The sequence below is a fragment of the Streptomyces sp. N35 genome (assembly GCF_016464295.1).
Classification (GTDB): domain Bacteria; phylum Actinomycetota; class Actinomycetes; order Streptomycetales; family Streptomycetaceae; genus Streptomyces.
Genome location: NZ_JAEIMH010000123.1, coordinates 1 through 19786 on the forward strand (window position 1 = coordinate 1; position 19786 = coordinate 19786).

At 70.7% G+C, this 19786-nt stretch carries 19 protein-coding genes; 5 read left to right on the forward strand and 14 right to left on the reverse strand.

The window, feature by feature from the left end:
* The coding region (locus tag JAO81_RS38710) for an AfsR/SARP family transcriptional regulator (protein ID WP_199552693.1) at positions 1 to 1248 on the reverse strand (1248 nt) is incomplete at its 3' end.
* 175 nt (positions 1249 to 1423) lie between these two features.
* Between JAO81_RS38710 and JAO81_RS38715 the strand changes: the two genes are divergently transcribed.
* Complete coding sequence (locus JAO81_RS38715) at positions 1424 to 2221, forward strand: site-2 protease family protein (protein WP_165333378.1); 798 nt, start codon at positions 1424 to 1426, stop codon at positions 2219 to 2221.
* Positions 2222 to 2270: 49 nt separating this feature from the next.
* Here JAO81_RS38715 and JAO81_RS38720 read toward each other — a convergent pair whose 3' ends face one another.
* From JAO81_RS38720 to JAO81_RS38730, 3 genes are all read right to left on the reverse strand, one after another.
* Positions 2271 to 2453: a hypothetical protein gene (locus JAO81_RS38720; protein WP_199552694.1), complete on the reverse strand. Its 183-nt coding sequence runs from the start codon at positions 2451 to 2453 to the stop codon at positions 2271 to 2273.
* A 104-nt stretch (positions 2454 to 2557) separates the two neighbouring features.
* The gene (gene npdG / locus JAO81_RS38725; protein ID WP_199552695.1) at positions 2558 to 3286 is read right to left on the reverse strand and encodes an NADPH-dependent F420 reductase; all 729 of its coding nucleotides are present in this window, start codon (positions 3284 to 3286) and stop codon (positions 2558 to 2560) included.
* Positions 3287 to 3398: 112 nt separating this feature from the next.
* Positions 3399 to 4490 (reverse strand): exo-alpha-sialidase, encoded by a 1092-nt coding sequence (locus JAO81_RS38730; protein WP_199552696.1) that lies wholly within the window; start codon positions 4488 to 4490, stop codon positions 3399 to 3401.
* Positions 4491 to 4754: 264 nt separating this feature from the next.
* Here JAO81_RS38730 and JAO81_RS38735 point away from each other — a divergent pair, with 264 nt between their 5' ends.
* Positions 4755 to 5369, forward strand: coding sequence for a hypothetical protein (locus JAO81_RS38735; RefSeq protein ID WP_199552697.1), 615 nt, complete (start codon positions 4755 to 4757; stop codon positions 5367 to 5369).
* 45 nt (positions 5370 to 5414) lie between these two features.
* Here the strand turns inward: JAO81_RS38735 and JAO81_RS38740 are convergent, their stop codons facing one another.
* The gene (locus JAO81_RS38740) at positions 5415 to 6077 is read right to left on the reverse strand and encodes a heme oxygenase (biliverdin-producing) (protein WP_199552698.1); all 663 of its coding nucleotides are present in this window, start codon (positions 6075 to 6077) and stop codon (positions 5415 to 5417) included.
* Positions 6078 to 6288: 211 nt separating this feature from the next.
* A complete protein-coding gene (gene map, locus JAO81_RS38745) occupies positions 6289 to 7146 on the reverse strand; it encodes a type I methionyl aminopeptidase (RefSeq protein ID WP_199552699.1) in 858 nt (285 codons plus the stop codon).
* Positions 7147 to 7226: 80 nt separating this feature from the next.
* On the opposite strand from map, the gene JAO81_RS38750 reads away from it, so the two are divergent.
* Positions 7227 to 7451, forward strand: a complete 225-nt coding sequence (locus JAO81_RS38750; RefSeq protein ID WP_199552707.1) for a hypothetical protein — start codon at positions 7227 to 7229, stop codon at positions 7449 to 7451.
* A gap of 331 nt (positions 7452 to 7782) precedes the next feature.
* On the opposite strand, the gene JAO81_RS38755 is transcribed toward JAO81_RS38750, so the two are convergent.
* The 8 genes from JAO81_RS38755 to JAO81_RS38790 form a co-directional block, all read right to left on the reverse strand.
* Positions 7783 to 9090 carry an MFS transporter gene (locus JAO81_RS38755; protein ID WP_199552700.1) on the reverse strand — a complete coding sequence of 436 codons (1308 nt, stop codon included), beginning with the start codon at positions 9088 to 9090 and terminating at the stop codon, positions 7783 to 7785.
* A gap of 126 nt (positions 9091 to 9216) precedes the next feature.
* Positions 9217 to 10167 (reverse strand): hypothetical protein, encoded by a 951-nt coding sequence (locus JAO81_RS38760; RefSeq protein ID WP_199552708.1) that lies wholly within the window; start codon positions 10165 to 10167, stop codon positions 9217 to 9219.
* Complete coding sequence (gene efeU / locus JAO81_RS38765) at positions 10067 to 11044, reverse strand: iron uptake transporter permease EfeU (protein ID WP_199552701.1); 978 nt, start codon at positions 11042 to 11044, stop codon at positions 10067 to 10069. Before efeU ends, JAO81_RS38760 begins: the two co-directional genes overlap by 101 nt.
* 3 nt (positions 11045 to 11047) lie before the next feature.
* A complete protein-coding gene (gene efeB, locus JAO81_RS38770) occupies positions 11048 to 12298 on the reverse strand; it encodes an iron uptake transporter deferrochelatase/peroxidase subunit (protein ID WP_199552702.1) in 1251 nt (416 codons plus the stop codon).
* A 10-nt stretch (positions 12299 to 12308) separates the two neighbouring features.
* On the reverse strand, positions 12309 to 13463 hold the full coding sequence (gene efeO / locus JAO81_RS38775) for an iron uptake system protein EfeO (protein WP_199552703.1): 1155 nt from the start codon (positions 13461 to 13463) through the stop codon (positions 12309 to 12311).
* Between the two features lie 151 nt (positions 13464 to 13614).
* On the reverse strand, positions 13615 to 14451 hold the full coding sequence (locus tag JAO81_RS38780; protein WP_374194409.1) for a heme ABC transporter ATP-binding protein: 837 nt from the start codon (positions 14449 to 14451) through the stop codon (positions 13615 to 13617).
* On the reverse strand, positions 14448 to 15572 hold the full coding sequence (locus tag JAO81_RS38785; RefSeq protein ID WP_374194410.1) for a FecCD family ABC transporter permease: 1125 nt from the start codon (positions 15570 to 15572) through the stop codon (positions 14448 to 14450). Before JAO81_RS38785 ends, JAO81_RS38780 begins: the two co-directional genes overlap by 4 nt.
* Positions 15569 to 16636 (reverse strand): ABC transporter substrate-binding protein, encoded by a 1068-nt coding sequence (locus tag JAO81_RS38790; protein WP_199552704.1) that lies wholly within the window; start codon positions 16634 to 16636, stop codon positions 15569 to 15571. Before JAO81_RS38790 ends, JAO81_RS38785 begins: the two co-directional genes overlap by 4 nt.
* 91 nt (positions 16637 to 16727) lie before the next feature.
* Between JAO81_RS38790 and JAO81_RS38795 the strand changes: the two genes are divergently transcribed.
* Positions 16728 to 18194, forward strand: a complete 1467-nt coding sequence (locus JAO81_RS38795) for an HtaA domain-containing protein (RefSeq protein WP_199552705.1) — start codon at positions 16728 to 16730, stop codon at positions 18192 to 18194.
* Positions 18195 to 18252: 58 nt separating this feature from the next.
* Positions 18253 to 19680 carry an HtaA domain-containing protein gene (locus tag JAO81_RS38800; RefSeq protein ID WP_199552706.1) on the forward strand — a complete coding sequence of 476 codons (1428 nt, stop codon included), beginning with the start codon at positions 18253 to 18255 and terminating at the stop codon, positions 19678 to 19680.
* The last annotated feature ends 106 nt before the right edge of the window (positions 19681 to 19786 follow it).

Below are 19786 nucleotides of genomic sequence, written 5' to 3' on the forward strand. Positions count from 1 at the left end.
CGCGAGCTCGGCGAGCCAGACGCCGTCGCGGAAGCCGAGCCCGTCGGCGGCCTCCTGCGAGAGCCGGGTCTTTCCGGCGCCGCCGGGACCGAGCAGGGTGACGAGCCGGGCTCCGGCGAGGTCACCGCGGATCGCCTCGAGCTCGGGCTCGCGGCCGACGAAGGAGGTGAGGCGGGCCCGGAGGTTGCCCTTGCGGGGTGGGGTGGGGGGCTGGAGGGCCGAGCCGGCCGGGGACTCGGCCGCAGGGTGGGTGAGCGGCTGTGTGGCTGGGGCGGGGGGCCGGTCAGTGGCTGAGCCACCGGGCCAGTCGGTGGCCGAACCACCGGGCCGGTCAGTGGCTGAGCCACCAGACCAGTGGGTGGCCGGCCCACGGGGATGGCTGGTGGCCGAACCACCAGGCCGGTGAGTGGCTGAGCCACCAGACCAATCGGTGGCCGAACCACCAGGCCGGTCAGTGGCTGAGCCACCAGACCACTCCGACAGCCTGCCCCCGGGCCCCCCGGGCCCCCCGCCCCCAGGCCTCGGCGCCAGCAACTCCGCATGCAGCGCCCGCAGTTCAGGCCCGGGATCCGCGCCGAGCTGATCGGCAAGCCGCTCCCGTACGTCCTCATAGACGGCCAGCGCCTCGGCCGCCCGCCCCGCGTCGCGCAGCGCCCGCAGCCGCAGGGCCTGGAGCGGTTCGTCCAGCAGGTGGGCCTCGGCAAGGGCGGCCAGCTCCGGCAGGAGTTGCTCGGCGCGCCCGAGCGCGAGCGCCGCCGTGAAGCGTCCGCGGCGCGCCTCCAGGCGTCTGGCCTCCCAGCGGGGCGCCTCGCTGTCCCGGTCCGGCAGATCCGCCAGCGCCGGGCCACGCCACAGGGCCAGGCCCTCGTCGAACAGGGCAAGCGCCTTGACCGGATCACCGTCGGCCAGGGCATTGGCCCCCTCGGAGGCCAGCCGCTCGAAGCGGTACGCGTCCACGTCTTCGTGCTCGACGGTCAACCGGTAGCCGCCCGGGCCGAGTTCGACCGCGTCCGCACCCAGGTTCCGCCGCAGCCGGCCGACCAGCGCCTGCAGCGCACCGGCGGCGTCGGCGGGCGGCTCCCCTCCCCCTACCTCGTCCACGAGGCGCCCGACGGGGGCGGGACGGCCGGGCGTGGGCGCGGGCACCGCGGGGAGGGCCCGCCGCCGGGCGCCGCCCAGGGTCACGGCGGTGCCGTCGGGACGATGGGCCTGGGTGGTGCCGAGGACGGAATAGCGCACGTGAGCCATTGTCCCTCGTAAGGCGTGGGACCCCGCGCCGCCCTTGTCCGTCCCTTGGCCAACGCTTGCCCCGCCCTTGTGCCGGGCCCGTACGGCAGGAACCCCGCACGCCTACGATCCGTTGCACTGACGTCACCGATAGCGTCGTACCGTACGCATCAGCCGACTGGCAGGAGCCCGGCCCATGACCACCGCCATCCGGCGCAGCGACCGGCGGATCAGTCCCGTCTTCCTCGGCATCGTGGCCGTGACGGCCGCGGGCGGCTGGGCGGCGTGGACGGGGTTCGCGGACAATCCCGGCGTCGCCGTCTTCGTGTTCGTCACCGGGGCGTGGATCGTCTCGCTGTGCCTGCACGAGTACGCGCACGCGCGGACCGCGCTGCACAGCGGCGATATCTCGATCGGCGCCAAGGGCTACCTCACGCTCAACCCGTTGAAATACACCCATGCCCTCCTGAGCATCGTCCTGCCGGTGCTCTTCGTGATCATGGGTGGGCTGGGGCTTCCCGGCGGTGCGGTGTTCATCGAGCGCGGACGGATCCAGGGGCGCTGGAAGCACAGCCTGATCTCGGCCGCGGGACCCCTCACCAACGTGCTGTTCGCGATCGTGTGCACAGCGCCGTTCTGGCTGGACGCGCTGGACGGAGTGCCGCTCGTCTTCCGGTACGCGCTGGCGTTCCTCGCGCTGCTCCAGGTGACGGCCGCGCTCCTGAACTTCCTGCCGGTCCCCGGGCTCGACGGCTACGGGGTGATCGAGCCGTGGCTCTCGTACAAGATCCGGCGCCAGGTGGAGCCCTTCGCACCGTTCGGGCTGCTCGCCGTGTTCGGTGTGCTGTGGATCCCGGAGGTCAACGTGGCCTTCTTCGACCTGATCGACTCGCTGCTCGGGGTGCTCGGGATCGAGGAGTTCGAGTCGTACTGCGGGCAGAACCTGTACCGCTTCTGGGCCGAGGAGAACCCCGGGTGCCAGATCGGCGGTTAGCGCCCTCGGCCGGTGACGAGTCCGTCCTCAGCCGGTGAGAGGCCCGCGCTCAGCCGGCGACGGGCCCGCGCCGCACCTGCCCCTTCTTGAAGTAGTACCAGGTCATGTTCGAGGACAGACCGGCGATCAGCACCCAGACGATCCCGAGCAGGCTGCCCTGCCAGAAGGAGACGACGGCCGCGGCCACGGCGAGGACGCAGACGATCAGCGCGTACAGAGCGAGGCGGGGCATGGGGACGGCTCCTGTCGGGTGTCGCATTCGGTGCTACGCCGACCAGTGTCCCCCATGCCCCGCCTCTTTCCGTACGGGCGTCCCGGCAGCGGCCCGGGCGGGGCTCAGACGTCCGTGACGCGCAGTCCGGCGTGGGCCTTGTAGCGACGGTTCACCGAGATCAGGTTCGCCACGAGCGCCTCGACCTGGTGGGCGTTGCGCAGCCGCCCGGCGAAGACCCCGCGCATGCCGGGGATGCGGCCGGCCAGGGCCTGCACGATGTCCGTGTCGGCGCGCACCTCGCCGAGCACCATCACATCGGTGTCGATCTCCTCGACCGACTCGTCCTGGAGCAGGACCGCCGAGAGGTGGTGGAAGGCGGCCGTGACCCGCGAGTCCGGCAGCAGGGCGGCGGCCTGCTCGGCGGCGCTGCCCTCCTCGACCTTCAGTGCGTACGCGCCCTTCTTGTCGAAGCCGAGCGGGTTGACGCAGTCCACGACGAGCTTGCCCGCGAGGTCCTCGCGCAGCGCCTCGAGGGTCTTGGCGTGGCCCTCCCACGGCACGGCGACGATCACGATGTCGCTGCGCCGGGCGCACTCGGCGTTGTCGGCGCCCTCGATGCCGAGACCGAGTTCGTCGGCGGCGGTCTGCGCGCGGTCCGCGGCGCGCGAGCCGATGATCACCTTCTGTCCGGCGCGGGCGAGCCGGTAGGCCAGACCGCGGCCCTGGTCCCCGGTGCCGCCGAGCACACCGACGACGAGGCCGGATACGTCGGGCAGCGCTCGGGGGTCCCTGGCGGGGGCCTGGGCGGGGGCCTGCGCGGGCGCTGCCGCAGGGGCATCATTCGTAGTCATGGCGCTGACGATACTTGCTGGTAACGGCCTGTTGAGTTCCGCCCGTACGTGCTATCTCTTCGGCCCGTATGTGCTACCTCTCCGGCCGGTACGTGCCACCGCCGCGGCCGCGTCAGGGCAGGACGCGGGAGAGCGGTATCCGCCGGAAGGTGATCGTCTCGTACGCGCCGAAGTCCCCGGTCTCGTAGAGGAGACCGAGGGTGTCCGCGTCGATCCGTACGAGATCGGAGTACGCGGCGGGGACCCCGCTCACGGTGTGCACGGGCCGCCAGGTGGAGCCGTTGTCGGTGCTGGCGCGGATCGTCATCAGGGCGCGGTGGCCGGGGTCGGCGGGACCCGAGTAGAGCAGCGGGCCGTCGTCGAGCTGGAGTACCGAGCCCTCGACGACGGGGCCGGTGAGGCAGGTCTGCGGCCGGAAGGCCTTGACCAGGGTCTCGCCGCCGTCCTTGGACCAGGCCTCGGCGCGGTTGCCGGGTGCGGGCGAGTCGTTGCGGGTGTTGAAGTAGACGCGTCCGTCGGGGAGTTGGGCGGCGGTGGTCTCGTTCACGTTGATCAGGCCGATCGTGCCTTCTTCGTGCCCGTCGACGTATCCGATCCGCCAGCTCTGTCCCCGGTCGTCGCTCAGCAGACAGTGCCCGCCGTTGTAGTGCCCTTCGGTGCCGTCGTCGCCGGAGCCGGCCGCGGGCGGCAGCGAGTGGTTCGCGGGGACGACGATCCGGCCGGAGGCCAGCTGGATCGCGTGGCCGGGCGTGGTCGCGTACCAGCGCCAACTCGCCCTCTTGGTCTGCGCGGTGATCTCCCGGGGGCTCGACCAGGTGAGCCCGTCGTCGTCGCTGTGCATCACGTACACGCGGCGCCCCTCGGCGGCCGGGACCTGGCCGCGGCGGATCCGCGCCTCGGTCGCGCCGCCCGCGTTGCGGACGTGGACGAGCAGGACGCGGCCGTCGGCGAGGACGACGGGGGCCGGGTTGCCCGCGAGGTGGTCGGCGTTGCGGGCGACGACGGCGAGCGGGCTCCAGGCGCGGCCGCCGTCGGTGGAGCGCTTGAGGACGATATCGATGTTGCCGGCGTCGGACGCGGAGGCGACCCGGCCCTCGCAGAAGGCGAGCAGCGTGCCCGCCCGGCTGCTCACCACGGCGGGGATACGGAAACTGGCGTAGCCCTCGCGGCCGCCGCGGAACGGAACGGACACCTCGCTCGCCATCAGGCCCCCTGGTCTGTACGTCCGGGCCGCCGACGCTCTCAAGGCGAGCGGAACGAAGGGTGAACGGCCGGAAACCGTACGGGTGTTGGCGGTACGCGGCCGGATGCCCGCACGGGGTCCGTACGAGCGTTGGCCGTACACGGTCAGTTGCACGCACGAGTTCCGCACGCCCGTACGACCCTACGGCACCCGCCATCGACCGCTCGGGAGACAGTTGCGCCGAACCCGCCTGCACCCGACCCCACTTGGGGCAGTATGCGAACCATGGACGCCGTCAGGGTCGCGCTGCTGCGCGAAGTGCTCGCCGGTACGCAGTGGCCGTCCGCCACGCGCCGTTTCGCCGCCTCCCTGCGCGGCTCGGTGGTCCCGCACGGCGGCGGGCTGCTCCTGGTCGGCACCGAGGAGTACGAGCCGTGGCATCTGGCGGCGCACCTCGTGGACGAGGCGGCCTGGTCGGGCACACCGGAGCTGACACCGACGCTCGTACGGCATCAGGTGCGCGCATCGGATCCCGCGCATCTGTCGGTGGGTCTGGGGCGTATCGAGGCGGCCCGCAGCGGCGAGACGCTCCTGGTGGTGGCCCCGGACACACCCGGCGAGGGACTGCTCTCGCGGGTGCATGACGCGCGACGGGCGGGGGCCACGGTCCTGGCGCTCGACACGGGCGGGGACGAAATGCCGTCGCTGGCCCACGAGTTGCTGAGCGTGCCGCCCTCGCGCGAGCTGAACCTGGACACGGTCCAGCATCTGGTCAGCGCGGCCGCGGGCGAGAACTGCCTGCCTTCCGCCGCCCCCAGCCTGCGCTCGGGCCGCCGGCTGCGCGACCGGCTCTCCCGCCTGGCCGACCAGCTGACGGCGCCGCCTCCCGCTCGCTGGTGAACGCGGACGGGCGGGGCGCCGCAAGCACCCCGCCCGTCCCGTCACTCAGGCGCTGAGCGGGAACTCCTCGCCAAGCGCACGGAACACCCCGGTGTTCAGCGCGAAGGCCCGCTTGCACTCGTCGATCACGCGCTGCTTCTCCAGATCGTCCACCGCGAGGCCGTCGAGCAGCTCGCGGTAGCCGCGCTTGAACGCCGCCGGGTTGGAGATCTCCTCGAAGACGTAGAACCGCACGCCGTCGCCCTTGCGGCTGAAGCCCCAGGTCTTCTCGGCCTTGTCGCGGATGACCTGGCCGCCGGACAGGTCGCCGAGGTAGCGCGTGTAGTGGTGCGCCACATAGCCCGCGGGCCAGCTGCGCGCGCACTCGGCGACGCGCTCTGCGTACACGGCCGTGGCCGGCAGCGGGGCGAGGGTCTCGCGCCAGCCGTCACCGCCGTGCAGATGCGTGAGGTCGCGCTCGAGGGCGGCCGTGCGCATCAGCTCGGGCTGTATGAACGGGCCCGCCACCGGGTCGCCGGCGAGGGCCGGTGCCGCGTCCTCCAGCGCCCGGTACACGAACCACAGCTGCTCGGTGTAGCGCGTGTACGCGTCCACACCCAGCCGCCCACCGAGCAGGTCGCTCATGAACGTCGAGGTCTCGGCCTCGGTGTGCTGCTCGTGCGACGCGGTGCGGATGACCGTCGAGAAGGGCGTGACGGATGTGTCCACAGGGACCTCCGGATCCGAAGAAGCGGGAAACTAAGCTTGATCCTGCTACTTAGGCTTGCCTAAGTCAATGGGTTCCCGACGGCCTGTCGGGAAAGTTTCCGGACTGGCTGTCGGTAAAACCTCCCGGACGCATGAAGAACCCTTCCGGGCACCCTCCCGGGCAACGCGAAGGGCCCGCCGAGAACGACGGGCCCAGCGGGTGCGGTGGAGCTCAGGGAAGGGTCAGGATCTCCGCTCCCGTGTCCGTCACCACCAGTGTGTGCTCGAACTGCGCGGTGCGCTTCCTGTCCTTGGTGACGACCGTCCAGCCGTCGTCCCACATGTCGTACTCATGCGTTCCCAGCGTGAGCATCGGCTCGATCGTGAAGGTCATCCCCGGCTGGATCACCGTAGTGGCATGCGGGGAGTCGTAGTGCGGGATGATCAGGCCGCTGTGGAACGAGGAATTGATCCCGTGGCCGGTGAAGTCGCGCACGACCCCGTAACCGAACCTCTTCGCGTACGACTCGATGACCCGGCCGATGATGTTGATCTGGCGGCCCGGCTTCACGGCCTTGATGGCGCGGTTGAGGGATTCGCGGGTGCGCTCGACGAGCAGCTTCGACTCCTCGTCGACGTCGCCCACGAGGTAGGTGGCGTTGTTGTCGCCGTGCACGCCGCCGATGTACGCGGTGACGTCCAGGTTGATGATGTCGCCGTCGCCCAGGACCGTGGAGTCCGGGATGCCGTGGCAGATGACCTCGTTGACGCTCGTGCACAGCGACTTCGGGAAGCCGCGGTAGCCGAGCGTCGACGGGTAGGCGCCGTGGTCGAGCATGAACTCGTGGGCGATCCGGTCGAGTTCGTCGGTGGTGACGCCGGGTGCGATGTGCTTGGCGGCCGCCTCCATCGCCTGCGCGGCGATCCGACCCGCGATCCGCATCGCCTCGATGGTCTCGGGGGTCTGCACCTCCGGCCCGGTGTACGGGGTCGGCGCCGGCTTGCCCACGTATTCGGGGCGCCGGATATTGCCGGGCACGGAGCGGATGGGAGAGAGCTCCCCTGGTACGAGCAGCGACGGGACAGACATGTCAGTGAGTGTAACGAGCGCACATCGGGCACGATGGCGGCGTGGGAGCGCATCAGCCGCTCGCGGGAAGGGAGCCGGGGATGGCCCTGTTCAAGAAGCGCACGGTCGGCAAGCCGGGCGAGTGGTACTACTGCCTGGAACACAAGAAGGTCGAGGAAGGGCCCGAGTGCCCGGGCAAGGACCGCTTCGGCCCGTACGCCTCACGGGAAGAGGCCGCGCACGCGATGCAGACGGCCCAGGAGCGGAACCTGGAGTGGGAGACGGACCCCAAGTGGCATGACCGCGAAGGGGACGACAGAAGCTGAGCCACGGGGCCCCAGCCAGCGCGGATGTGACACGCACCCCCCGCAGCCGGAAGTGACACGCACCCCCCACCGCCCCGCAGCCGCGCAACGACGGAAGGGGACGGGGAGGGGTGCCTGTCATACGGGCACCCCCGACGTCGGCGGCCCCCTTCGCGGGAACGGCGCCATTGCCCGTATGACAGGTACCCCGGACCGGCACCGACCCCACGACGAACCAGCACGGCGAGCGGGGGCATGGGGGCAAGGCCCCCAGAAAGGGGGCCGGGGGGCAAAGCCCCCAGCGGGGGCCCGGGGGGAGAGGCCCCCCGGCCTCAGCCGACCTCAGCCGACCTCAGCCGGCCTCGACCGCCGCCTCCACTTCCTCCCGCGCCGCCTTGCGCCGCTGCGCGTCCGGATCCGTGTCCGCGTCGTACGAGACGAGCTTCGGCAGCGCGGCCGTGAGCAGCGCGACCGCGCCGACACAGACCGCGCCACCGGACCAGATCGCCGTCCGTGTCCCCGTCCAGCCGGCCATCGCGCCCGCCCTGACCTGCCCGAGCTGCGGGCCCACGCTGTACGAGAGCACCTCGATACCGGCGAGGCGGCCGCGCAGCTCGTCGGGAATGGTCTGGTTCCAGATCGTGGAGCGCCCCAGGCCGCTGAGCATGTCGCCCGCACCGGCCAGGGCCAGAAAGACCAGCACCAGCCACACGTTCCCGAACCAGCCCGCCGCCGTGATCGCCAGGCCCCAGCTCGCCGCGCCGAAGACGACGAGCAGACCGTGCCGGCGCACCCGGGTGGTCCAGCCACTCGTCAGGCTCAGCGCGAGCGAGCCGATCGAGCCCGCCGCGTACATCAGGCCGAGCGACCATTCGGCGTCGAGGTCGTCCGCGAGGAACGGGAAGATCGTGTTGGGGAACGCGAAGATCATCGCGGCCAGATCGATGGCGTACGTGCCGAGCAGCACCGGCCGCGACCAGGCGTAACGCGCACCCTCGGCGATCCCGCGCAGCGAGGGCTTCTCGGCGTCGTGCGAGGGCGGGGCGGGCGTGAGCCGCAGACAGAGCACCACCGAGGCGGTGAAGCCGACGATCGTCACGGCGTACGCGGTGGCGTGCCCGGCGTACGCGACGACGAGGCCGGCGAGCGCGGGTCCCGCGATGGCGCCGATCTGCCAGCGCAGCGCGTTGAGCGCGGCGGCGGCGGTGAGCTGGTCGTGCGGGACGATCCGCGCGAGCAGGGAGTCGAGCGCGGGGCGCTGGAGTCCGGCGAGCGCGGAGACACCGGCGGCCACCAGGTAGAGCGGCCACAGCAGCGGGTTCGGCAGCAGCGCGTTGACAAGGAGGATGACCGCGAGCACTCCGAGTCCGGCCTCGGTGAGCAGGATGACCTTGCGCCGGTCGACGGCGTCGGCGAGCGCCCCTCCGTACAGCCCGAACACGATCAGCGGGATCAGCTCCACCGCGCCCATCGCGCCCACGGCGAGCGGGGATTCGGTGAGGTCCTTGATCTGCAGCGGCAGGGCGATCATCGCCATGAAGCTGCCGAAGTACGTCACCAGGCCCTGCGTCCACAGGAGCCGGAAGTCACGGCTGCTGCGCCAGGGAGAGAGATCGGGAAGTATCGCCGCGAAACGGGAGCGGGCAGGCTGGTCGGTCACGAGAGGCCATGTTCCGTGGGATGGGCGAGCGGGAGCAAACGATTTCCGGGCAGGCCCCGGCGGTCGGGCGCCCGGCGTGGGCGAGTTGCCCCCTAAGGTCACTCGCCCACGGTCACTCCCCCACGGTTACTCGCCCACCGCGCTCGTGATCCCCATGATCCGGCTCGACAGCACGACCCCTGGCTTCGCCGCGTTCTTCGCCGGTACCTGAGCCGCCAGGTTCGAGACCCGCTCCAGCGTGATGGACTGCTTCACCTGGCCGGTGAGCAGCGCCTCCACGTCCTTCGGCACGGTGATCTTCAAGCCCTCGGAGGCCGTCTGCTTCTCGAAGTGCCGCGTGGCGAAGAAGACGAACGCTCCGCCGTCCTTCGTGCGCAGCCCGAGCGGCGCGAAGTCCCCGGCCTGTTCCGGCTGGTCGACCCACTGGCGGGACCAGCCGGGGCTGGACTCGCGCGCCTCGCGGTCCGCGCGCCAGCCGCTGGTGTGCGGTCCGTCGGCGAACTCCTTGCCGCCGTCCTGCAGATACGTGGCGTACGCGGCGGGCAGCCGGCCGGGCGCCACGGCGAGCTCGTTCGTGCCGGCGTCCGCCACAGTGGCGAAGCCGTCCTTGTCGGTCTTGAACTGCGGTACCTCGCCGGGCGTGAGGATGTTGAGGTACGCGACCTGCCACGGGTCGTCGACGGCGTGCTTGACGAAGACCAGGAACCAGTGGGTGTCCTTGGCGGGATCGTCGTCCACGTCCCGGTTGCTGTCGGTGTCGGCGACGAAGAAGCGCGGCCAGCCCGCCTTCTTGGGGATGGCGAACTCGGCGTCGGTGAGTTCGAGCGCCGCGTGCTTCGGGTTCCCGTCCGGCGCGTTCTTCGCCTTCGCCTTCAGACCGGCCTGGTTGATCGCGCCGAGCGCGCCCGTGACGTGCTTCTGGGAGAGCGCGGGGTCGTAGGCCTTGTCGGCCTTGTTGTACGCGGCCGTGAACCCCTCAAGGGCCTGTGCCGCCTCGGACTTCGTCGCCGCCGGGACGATCTCCCGCTCCCCGTGCACCGTCACGCATCCGCTCGCGGTCAGGGCCAGGACCGCCATCGCTGCCCCCGCCGCTGCCGGCCGACTCACCCTGCTCATGGCTCGCCTTCTGCTCCTTGCGCCCCAGTGCTGACGCAGGGAACCCTACCGGGGCCAGGAACAGCACCAGGGTGGGGATCAGATACAGCGCCCACACCGTGACCTGGAGCACGGTCGGGTCGGGCTGGAAGTTGAAGATGCCCTTGAGCAGCGTGGCGTGCCAGGTGTCCGGCGGATAGCTGTCGCTGATGTCGAAGGCCTTGTCGCCGAGGCCGCCGACGAACCGTGCCTCCTGCAGATCGTGCATCCCGTACGCGAGCACGCCCGCCGCCACGACGACCAGCATGCCGCCGGTCCACTGGAAGAACTTCGACAGGTTGATGCGCAGGGCTCCGCGGTAGAAGAGCCAGCCCATGACCACTGCGGTGAGCAGGCCGAGCAGACAGCCCGCGAGCGGCCGCCAGCCGTCGTCGGCGGCGTCCACGGAACGCCATACGAACAGCGAGGTCTCGATGCCCTCACGGCCGACAGCGAGGAACGCCGTCGCCACCAGGGCGCCGGTGCCCAGGCTGAGCGCCGCGTCCAGCTTGCCGTGCAGTTCGGCCTTGAGGTGGCGGGCGGTGCGCCGCATCCAGAAGACCATCCACGTCACGAGTCCCACCGCGACGATGGAGAGACTCCCGCCGATCAGCTCCTGGGCCTCGAAGGTGAGTTCCTGCGTACCGAACTGCAGGCCCGCGCCGAACGCGAGGCTCACCGTCACGGCGATGCCGACACCGATCCAGATCGCGGGCAGTGCCTTGCGGTTGTCCGTCTTGACCAGGTACGCGACCAGGATGCAGACGACAAGCGAGGCCTCCAGGCCTTCGCGCAGGCCTATCAGGTAGTTGGCGAACATGGCTCACGCCCCTTCGGAGAACAGGGCCTTGCCCCACCAGTCGGAGTCCGACCGCACCCCGGGCGGCACGGCGAAGACGGCCGAACCGACGTGCTGGATGTACTCGTTGAGCACGTCACTGCGGGCAAGGTTCAGCTGTACGGGGATGAAGGAGTCCCGTACGTCCCGCTGGTAGGCGAGGAAGAACAGGCCCGCGTCGAGGCGGCCGAGACCGTCCGTGCCGTCGGTGAACGAGTAGCCGCGGCGCAGCATCATCGCCCCGCCGTTGGTGTCCGGGTGCGCGAGCCGTACGTGCGCGACCTCGGGCATCGCCTTGAGGTTCGGCTCGTCGTGCTCGCGCTTCTTGCCGTACGGGGCGCCTTCGCCCTTGGTGCGGCCGAAGATGTCCTCCTGCTCCTTGAGCGAAGTGCGGTCCCAGGTCTCGATGTTCATCCGGATCCGCCGCGCCACGAGGTACGAGCCCCCGGACATCCAGTCCGGGCCCTCCTTCTCGGACACCCACACATGCTTGGCCAGGTTGGCGGTGTCGGTGCCCGCGATGTTCCGGGTGCCGTCCTTGAAGCCCATCATGTTGCGCGGGGTCTGGGCGTCGGGCGTGGTCGACGAGGTCTTGCCGAAGCCGAGCTGCGACCAGCGGATGGCGACCTTGCCGAAGCCGATCCGGGCGAGGTTGCGGATCGCGTGCACCGCGACCTGCGGGTCGTCGGCGCAGGCCTGGACGCACAGGTCGCCGCCGCTGCGGGCCGGGTCCAGATTGTCCCCGGGGAACTTCGGCAGGTCCACAAGCGCCTTGGGGCGCCTGCCTTCCAGGCCGAAGCGTCCGTCGAAGAGCGAGGGCCCGAAGCCGACGGTGAGGGTGAGCCGTGGCGGCTTGAGGCCGGGCGCCTCACCGGTGTCGTCCGGGGGCGGCTCGGCGCTGCCGCCGTACGCGCCCCGGCCGACCGGGTGCCCCTGCGTCATCAGCGCGGCGGCCTCGGTCCACTCCTTGAGGAGCTCGATCAACTCCGCGCGGTCCTCGGTCTTCACGTCGAAGGCCGCGAAGTGCAGCCGGTCCTGTACGGCGGTCGCGATGCCCGCCTGATGCGTGCCGTGGAACGGCACGGCCGCGCCGGACTCGGCTACGGGCGTGGTCTCGTCACCGTCGTCGCCGAGCGCGGCGACCGCGCCACCGGCCGCGGCGGCACCGAGCGCGAGCCCCGCGCCGCCCCAGCCGAGCACGGAACGCCTCGACGGCACTTCCGCCTTGTCACCCATGGCGTACCCCCTACTTCACCACTGCCGCGGCCAGCTTCGACAGCGGCTCGGCGAGCGCGTTCACCCCGTCGGAGAGCTCCTTGCGCTCGTCCTTGCCGACCTTGTCGTAGGACGTGAACTCGTAGGAGTTCTTGTCCTCGCGGTACTTGTCGAGCAGCGTGTTGAGGGCGGCGAACTGCTTGTCGAGCTCCTTGACGAGCTCCGGGTCGTTCTTCTCGGCGACCGGCTTGAGCAGGTTGTACGACTCCTCGGCGCCCTCGACGTTCGCCTTGAAGTCGACGAGGTCGGTGTGCGAGTAGCGCTCCTCCTCGCCGGTGACCTTGCCGGTGGCGACCTCGTCGAGGAGCTCCTTGGCGCCGTTGGCCATCGAAGTGGGCGTGATCTCGGCCTCGTTGACCTTGTCCTGCCAGGCCTCGAGGTCCTTGATCAGAAGGTCGGCGAGCTCCTTGTCGCGGTCCGTGATCTTCTTGTCCTGCCACAGCGAACGCTCCAGGCGGTGCCAGCCGGTCCAGTCCTTCTCCAGGTCCTGGCCCTCCTCGAGACCGTCCTCGCGCAGGTCGACCTTGGGGTCGATGTCGCCGAAGGACTCGGCGACGGGCTCGGTGCGCTCCCAGCCGATACGGCTCGGCGCGTACGCGGCCTTCGCGGCGTCGATGTCGCCGGCCTTCACGGCGTCCGCGAACTTCTTCGCGAGCGGCAGGGTCTCGTCCGCCTGCTCCTGCGCGTACTTGCGGTACGCGGCGACGGCGGCGTCCAGCTTCGGGTCGCGCTTGGCCCTCTCGCCGCCGCCGGTGGCCTTGACCTGCTGGCGGATGCCGTCGCCCTTCATGCCCGGCTTGCAGGCGATCTGGTACGAACCGGCCTTCACCTCGGCGGTGACGTTCTGCTTCGTGCCGGGGCCGATGTTCTCGCGCTCGGTGACGATGCGGTCGTCGGGGAAGAGGATGTAGACCTCGGTGACCTTGGAGCCCTTGTTCTCCACGGCGAGCTCGATGTGCCCGGCCGGGAACTCCTTCTTGTCCACCTCGCACTTGTCGTCGGTGGCGGTCACCGAGATGAGGTGGTCGTCGCCGGACTTGGCGTCGGACTTCTCGGTGCAGCCGGTGGCTATCACGGCGAGGGCGACCGCGGTGGCGGAAGCGAGGGTGGCACGGGCGGCACGCATACGGTCTCCAGGTTGGTCAGGCCAGGTGAGGCTGGCCTAACTTATCCAACCCTTATCTCGCCCCGACCACGGGCTGGTCAAGCCCTGGTCAAGGCAATGCACCGTGCGCACTGGCCCCCGGGGCGGAGTATCCCGGGGTTTCCAGGCGCTCCTATTCGTCGCCTCTGGCGGGAAAGACCAGCAACGTCCCCGTACGCGGATGGGGCAGCACCTCGACGGGCTGGCGGTAGACGCGGCTGAGGAGTTCACCGTCGAAGACCTCGGCGGGCGCTCCCTCGGCGGCGATCGTGCCGTCGTGGAGGACGGCCACGCGGTCCGCGTACGCGGCGGCCAGACCGAGGTCGTGCAGCACGACCACGACCGCGTCGCCCGCGGCGGCCCGTTCACGGCAGACCCTGAGGACCAGTTCCTGGTGGCGCAGGTCGAGCGCCGCGGTGGGCTCGTCGAGGAGCAGCAGCGGAGCCTGTTGGGCGAGTACACGGGCGAGCGCGACGCGGGCGCGTTCGCCGCCGGACAGTGCGGAGAAGGGGCGGGCCGCGAACTCGGTGGTCTCGGTGGCGCACAGTGCGGCGGCGATCACCTCGTCGTCGTTGTCGGCGAGCGCGGTGCCGTTCCAGGGCGCGCGCCCCATCCGTACGACCTCCTCCACCAGGAAGGGAAAGGAGAGCGAGGCCGATTGGGGCAACACGGACCGGCGCAGCGCCAGTTCACCGGCGCTCCACTCCCCCGCGTCCTTGCCGCAGATACGGACCGTCCCCGCGTCGGGCGTCAGGTCGGTGGCCAGGGCCGCCAACAGGGTGGACTTTCCGGCCCCGTTGGGCCCGACCAGGGCCACCACCTCGCCGGCCCGCGCCTCGATGTCCACCCCGCGCAGCACATGGCGCGCGCCGAGCTTGATGTGCAGCGCCTCGGCCGAGGCCAGGGTGGTGCCGGGCTCGACGGGCTCGGGCAGGTCCCGGTGGCGTACGGCGAACAGCGACCGGATCATGCCCAGCCTCCTTGCTTGCGGCGGGTGCGGCGGAGCAGCCAGAAGAAGAACGGGCTGCCGATCAGGGCGGTGAGCACACCGAGCGGGAGCTCCGCGGGCGCCGCGATGGTGCGCGCCGTGAGGTCGGCTCCGGCGAGCACGAGGGCGCCGCCGAGTGCGCTGCCCGGGACGAGGAAGCGGTGTCCGGGTCCGGCGAGCATCCGCAGGAGGTGCGGGACGACCAGGCCGACGAAGCTGATGATGCCGGAGACGGCGACGGCCGCGGCGGTGAGCAGCGCGGTGACGAACATCAGGACCACCCGCATCCGTTCCACGTCGACACCGAGATGGCGCGCGGGCCGCTCACCGAGCGAGAGCAGGTCGAGCTTGCGGGAGTAGAAGGGGGCGATCGCGAGGCCGGCGAGCGCCCAGGGCAGGACGGCGAGCACCTTGGGCCAGGTGGCCTGGGCGAGCGAGCCGAGCTGCCAGAAGGTGATCTGGGTGATCTCGGCGTTGTCCGCGAAGAAGATGAACAGGCCGATCATCGCCCCGCCGAAGGCGGTGACGGCCACACCGGTCAGGATCAGCGTGACCACTTCGGTCCGGCCGCCCGAACGCGACATCGCGTACACGAGGAAGACCGTGATCAGACCGCCGACGAACGCGCAGACGGGCAGCGTCCAGCTGCCCAGGAAGGTCAGCCCGAACGTGATCGAGGCGACGCCGCCGACCGCCGCGCCCGAGGAGATGCCGATGACGCCGGGCTCGGCGAGCGGATTGCCGAACACCCCCTGCATCAGGGCGCCGGCGCAGCCGAGCGAGGCGCCGACGATCAGCGCGAGCACGATGCGCGGGAAGCGCACGTTCCACAGCACGCTCTCGCCGACGCGGTCGAGGGCCGCGCCGCCGAGCCCGATGCGGTGCTGCGCGGAGGCGATCACATCCCCGATCGGTATCTCGTACGCACCGATCCCGGCCGAGACCAGACAGACCACGACCAGGCCGGCCAGCATGCCGACGGTCAGGAGGTACGGGACGCCGCGTCTGCCTCGGTTGCCCCGGAGGGCTTTGCCGGTGGGCGACTTGGCGTTCTCGGATGTCTCGCCCTCGGACGTCGTGGCGGGTGTCACGGTGGCGGTCACTCGGCGTCCCCGTAGAGCTGGCCGACGAGGGACTTGAGGACCTCGTCGGTGCGCGGGCCGTAGTTGAGCAGCACGCCGTCGGGGATGTCGACGACGCGGCGGTCCATGCCGGCGGGGGTCTCGGCGACGCCCGGGACCTTGACCAGACCGTCGATGCCGCCGACGGACTCGAGTCCCTTGGTCATCACGAGGATCACATCGGGCTGCGCCTTGGCGAGCGCCTCGGGGGTGATCGCGGTGAAGTCCTTCTTCAGGCCCGACTCGGCGCCCGCGTCAATGGCGCCGGCCGCGTCGAGCAGCGAGCCCGCACCGGACTCCGCGCCGCCGATCAGATAGACCGCGGCCGTGCCGCGCAGATACAGGAACGCGACCCGCGGCTGCTTCTCCTGCCGCGGAATGTCCTTCTGTACGGCGGCGATCCGGTCCTCGGTCCGCTTGATCAGCTCGTCGCCGGCCTTCTCGACGCCGAGCACCTCGGCGACTTCACCGATCCGCTTGCTCACGTCCTCGAGGCTCTTGGCGGTGTCGAGCAGGACGACGGGGATACCGGCGTCGCGTATCTGCTGCATCGACTCGGCCGGTCCCGACGTGGTGTCGCCGATCACCACCGTGGGCTTCAGGGAGAGCACGCTCTCGGCGGAGACATCGTGGCCGCGGGTCACCGTCGGGAGCTTTCCGGCCTGTTCGAAGGTGGCGGTGATGTCCTTGGCCACCACGTTCTCGCCGAGGCCGAGCGTGAAGACGATCTCGTTGACGCTGCCGGTGAGCGGCACGATGCGGTCGGCCGACTTCACCGTGACCTTCTTGCCGTCGGCCGAGGTGACAGTGACGGGCAGTTGAGGCTTCGGCGTACCGGCGAGGGGCTCCACCCGGTCGGGGGCGGCCTTTTGTTCCGCCTTCGCACCCTTTGAGGCGGGATTGTCCGTCTGGACGCCGCAGCCCGTGAGGGCCAGGCAGGCGGCGGCGACGAGCACGCCCGCCCGTCGCAGGGAACGCCGCAAGCGCACCGGGGTCACTCGAACTCCACCGTCCTGTCGTGCCGTTGAGTAGTTCTGCTGTTTCATCTGCGGTTGCCGGGCCGGGAGGGGTTCCGCACCAGGTCGCGCATAGTTTAGGTTAGCCTTACCTCATTGACCAGACCTTGAAGGGGGACCGATGTCTGCTGCTCCTCGCGCAGCGATCCGCGCTGCCCGCGTAGCCGCCGTAACGGCCCTCGGGGCCTTGTTCGCCGCACTGCTGCCGGTCACGTCGGCGCACGCGGAGGACCGTACGGTGCGCGGCGGCAGGCTCGACTGGGGCATCAAGGCCTCGTTCCAGAGCTATGTCACCGGCCCGATAGCCAAGGGCAGTTACACGCTCCAGGGCGGGGCGGCGACTGCCGGTGCGAGCCAGTTCCGCTTCCACTCCGCGAACGGCTCGTACAACCCGGACACCGGCGCCCTGAACGCGGGCTTCTCCGGCGGAGTGCACTTCCTCGGGCACAAGAAGCCCACCGGCGAGTACGAACTGGACCTCACCATCTCCCGGCCCGTCGTGAAGATCTCCGGCGGCTCCGGGACGCTGTACGCCGACATGGTCAGCAAGTCCAAGAGCACCGGCAAGGTCACCACCTCCGCGCAGGTGCCGCTCGCGAGCCTCAACCTCTCCGGCATCGACATGTCGGGCGGCGGCACGCCGATCGCCCTCAACAACGTGCCGGCGACGCTCACTTCACAGGGCGCCAACGCCTTCGCCGGGTACTACGCGGCCGGCACGCCGCTCGACCCGGTGAGCCTGTCGACGGATGTCGTGGCGGGCTCGGGCTCCGGCTCTTCCTCCGGTTCCGGTTCCGACAAGTCCGATGACAAGGACAAGAAGGACGAGAACAAGGGCAAGAAGGACGCGAAGGCCGGCCGGATCGAGGACGCCGCCGTCGACTGGGGTGTGCGCCGCACGTTCCGTGAATACGTCAGCGGCTCGATCGCCAAGGGCGAATGGAAGCTGTCCGGTGGCGCCCAGGACGGCGGAGCACTGTTCCGCTTCCCCGAGGGCAAGGGCACCTTCGACCAGAGGAAGCAGACCCTCGACGCCACGTTCAAGGGCAGCGTCCGCTTCACCGGCGAGCACGGTCTCGATATCGAGCTGAGCAACCTCGCCGTCAGCGCCAGGTCCGGCAAGGCGACGCTGTACGCGGATGTCGCGAGCAAGGACTTCACCGCGAAGAAGGCCGGGCTCGTCACCTTCGAGGCCAAGGACCTCAAGGCCACGGACGGCCTGGTCACGCTCTCCGAGGTGCCCTCGAAGCTGACCGCCGACGGCGCCAGGACCTTCAACAGCATGTACAAGGCGGGCACCGCGATGGATCCGGTGTCGCTCGCGGTCGCCCTGGACGACAAGGCCGAGCTGCCGGCGCTGCCGGACCTCGGTTCGGACCCCTCCGCGGCTCCGGACGCCAAGGCGAAGGCCGCGACGCCCAAGACCGAGTCGGCCGCCGCCTCTTCCTCTTCGAGCTCCCCCGCGCTGCCGATCGGCATCGGCGCGGGTGCGCTCCTCCTCGCGGGTGCCGCGTTCGTGGTCGTACGCAAGAGGCGTACGGCTGCGGTGGCCTCGGCTTCCGAGGGCTCGGACTCAGCGGACAGCTGAGCACCCTCACCCCCTGAAACTCCTCAACTCCCTTATTCCCCCTAGGAGAACCCCTGTCATGGCCAGCTCCCGCCGCTCCATAGCGCTTGCCGCCTCCGCCGCGACGGCGCTCACTCTCGGCGCCACCTCCCTTGCGATGACCTCGGCGTCCGCGGCCGAGCGGCCGCTGAAGGACTACACGCTGACGTGGGGCGTCAAGGAGTCCTACCGCGGCTACGTGACCGGTATGGCCGGCGGCACCATCACCACCGCCGACGGTGCCTCCCAGGCGGAGAAGAACGGCGAGTTCACGTTCACCGGCGGCACGGGGACGTACGACAGCGACGCGCACACCGTGAAGCTCTCCTTCAAGGGCAGCGTCACGTTCAAGGGCGAGCTCCACAAGTTCGAGACGAAGCTGACGGACCTCCAGTTCGACAGCGCCAAGAAGACCCTCACCGCGGACGTCACCCGGGACGGCAAGCTCACCGAGGACGTGCCGCTCGCCGAGGTCGCCGTCACCCCGCCGCCCATGAAGGGCATGGCCACCAAGCTCACCAAGGAAGCGGCCACCCAGCTCGGAAGCTCCTCGTACGAGGGCGCCGCGGGCGACCCGCTGACCGTGACCGGTCCGGCTGCCCCGCCGACCGAGTCGCCCAAGCCCTCCCCCAGTACCGGTCAGCCCACCCCGAAGCCCAGCCCGTCCACGAGCAAGCCAAACCCGAAGCCCAGCTCCAGCACCTCGTCCCCGGCGCCGACCAAGCCGCCGGCCGGCGAGATCGTCGACGGCAAGCTCACCTGGGGTGTCAAGGAGTCGTTCCGCCGCTACATCTCCAGCGGTGGTGAGGTGAAGACCGCCGGTGGGGCCAAGAAGGTCGGCGAAGGCTACGAATTCCCGTACAAGAGCGCGAAGTTCGACGCCAAGGGCAAGAAGGTCGACGCGGGCTTCAACGGCAGCGTCCAGTTCCTGTACACCGCGCACGGCATCGACATGACGTTCAGCGACGTCAAGGTCAAGACGAACGGCACCAGCGGCACGCTGCTCGTGGACGTCAAGACGGCCAAGGGCACCCAGAACGACGTCGAGTTCGCGACGCTGGACCTGGCGAAGGCCACGTACACCGTCAAGGACGACGTACTGCTCCTGGACAAGATCCCGGCGGCCTTCACCGCCGCGGGCGCCAAGACCTTCGCGAACGACGAGGTCGGCTCGATCTACAAGCCGGGCGACAAGATCGACCCGGTGACGGTCGCGCTCTCCCTCGACGAGGACGCCGCGCTGCCGGGCGGCGGCGGCACGGGCGGCAACGGCGGCTCCGGCACCGGCGGTTCGTCGACGACCGGCGGCGGCTCCGTGGGCGGCAGCGTCGGTGGCGGCGGCAACCTCGCCGCGACCGGCTCCGACGTTCCGGCGGGACCGCTGCTCGGCGCCGCGGCCGCGGTGGTCGCGGCCGGCGCCGGTGTGGTCTTCGCGGCCCGTCGCCGCAAGACGGCCGACGAGGCCTGACGCTCCGGTTCGTACGACGGCGGGCCCCCTCTTCGGAGGGGGGCCGCCGTCGGGGCGTGCGGGCTCGGGGGGCAGGCCTCGGCGTGCCGCTTCTCCCAGCGGGGGC

Bases quoted from the DNA above. Each gene is read 5' to 3' on its own strand.
- JAO81_RS38715 (WP_165333378.1), top strand. From the start codon at position 1,424: ATGACCACCGCCATCCGGCGCAGCGACCGGCGGATCAGTCCCGTCTTC.
- JAO81_RS38720 (WP_199552694.1), bottom strand. From the start codon at position 2,453: ATGCCCCGCCTCGCTCTGTACGCGCTGATCGTCTGCGTCCTCGCCGTG.
- npdG (WP_199552695.1), bottom strand. From the start codon at position 3,286: ATGACTACGAATGATGCCCCTGCGGCAGCGCCCGCGCAGGCCCCCGCC.
- JAO81_RS38730 (WP_199552696.1), bottom strand. From the start codon at position 4,490: ATGGCGAGCGAGGTGTCCGTTCCGTTCCGCGGCGGCCGCGAGGGCTAC.
- JAO81_RS38735 (WP_199552697.1), top strand. From the start codon at position 4,755: ATGGACGCCGTCAGGGTCGCGCTGCTGCGCGAAGTGCTCGCCGGTACG.
- map (WP_199552699.1), bottom strand. From the start codon at position 7,146: ATGTCTGTCCCGTCGCTGCTCGTACCAGGGGAGCTCTCTCCCATCCGC.
- JAO81_RS38750 (WP_199552707.1), top strand. From the start codon at position 7,227: ATGGCCCTGTTCAAGAAGCGCACGGTCGGCAAGCCGGGCGAGTGGTAC.
- JAO81_RS38760 (WP_199552708.1), bottom strand. From the start codon at position 10,167: ATGGCGGTCCTGGCCCTGACCGCGAGCGGATGCGTGACGGTGCACGGG.
- efeU (WP_199552701.1), bottom strand. From the start codon at position 11,044: ATGTTCGCCAACTACCTGATAGGCCTGCGCGAAGGCCTGGAGGCCTCG.
- efeB (WP_199552702.1), bottom strand. From the start codon at position 12,298: ATGGGTGACAAGGCGGAAGTGCCGTCGAGGCGTTCCGTGCTCGGCTGG.
- efeO (WP_199552703.1), bottom strand. From the start codon at position 13,463: ATGCGTGCCGCCCGTGCCACCCTCGCTTCCGCCACCGCGGTCGCCCTC.
- JAO81_RS38780 (WP_374194409.1), bottom strand. From the start codon at position 14,451: ATGATCCGGTCGCTGTTCGCCGTACGCCACCGGGACCTGCCCGAGCCC.
- JAO81_RS38790 (WP_199552704.1), bottom strand. From the start codon at position 16,636: ATGAAACAGCAGAACTACTCAACGGCACGACAGGACGGTGGAGTTCGA.
- JAO81_RS38795 (WP_199552705.1), top strand. From the start codon at position 16,728: ATGTCTGCTGCTCCTCGCGCAGCGATCCGCGCTGCCCGCGTAGCCGCC.
- JAO81_RS38800 (WP_199552706.1), top strand. From the start codon at position 18,253: ATGGCCAGCTCCCGCCGCTCCATAGCGCTTGCCGCCTCCGCCGCGACG.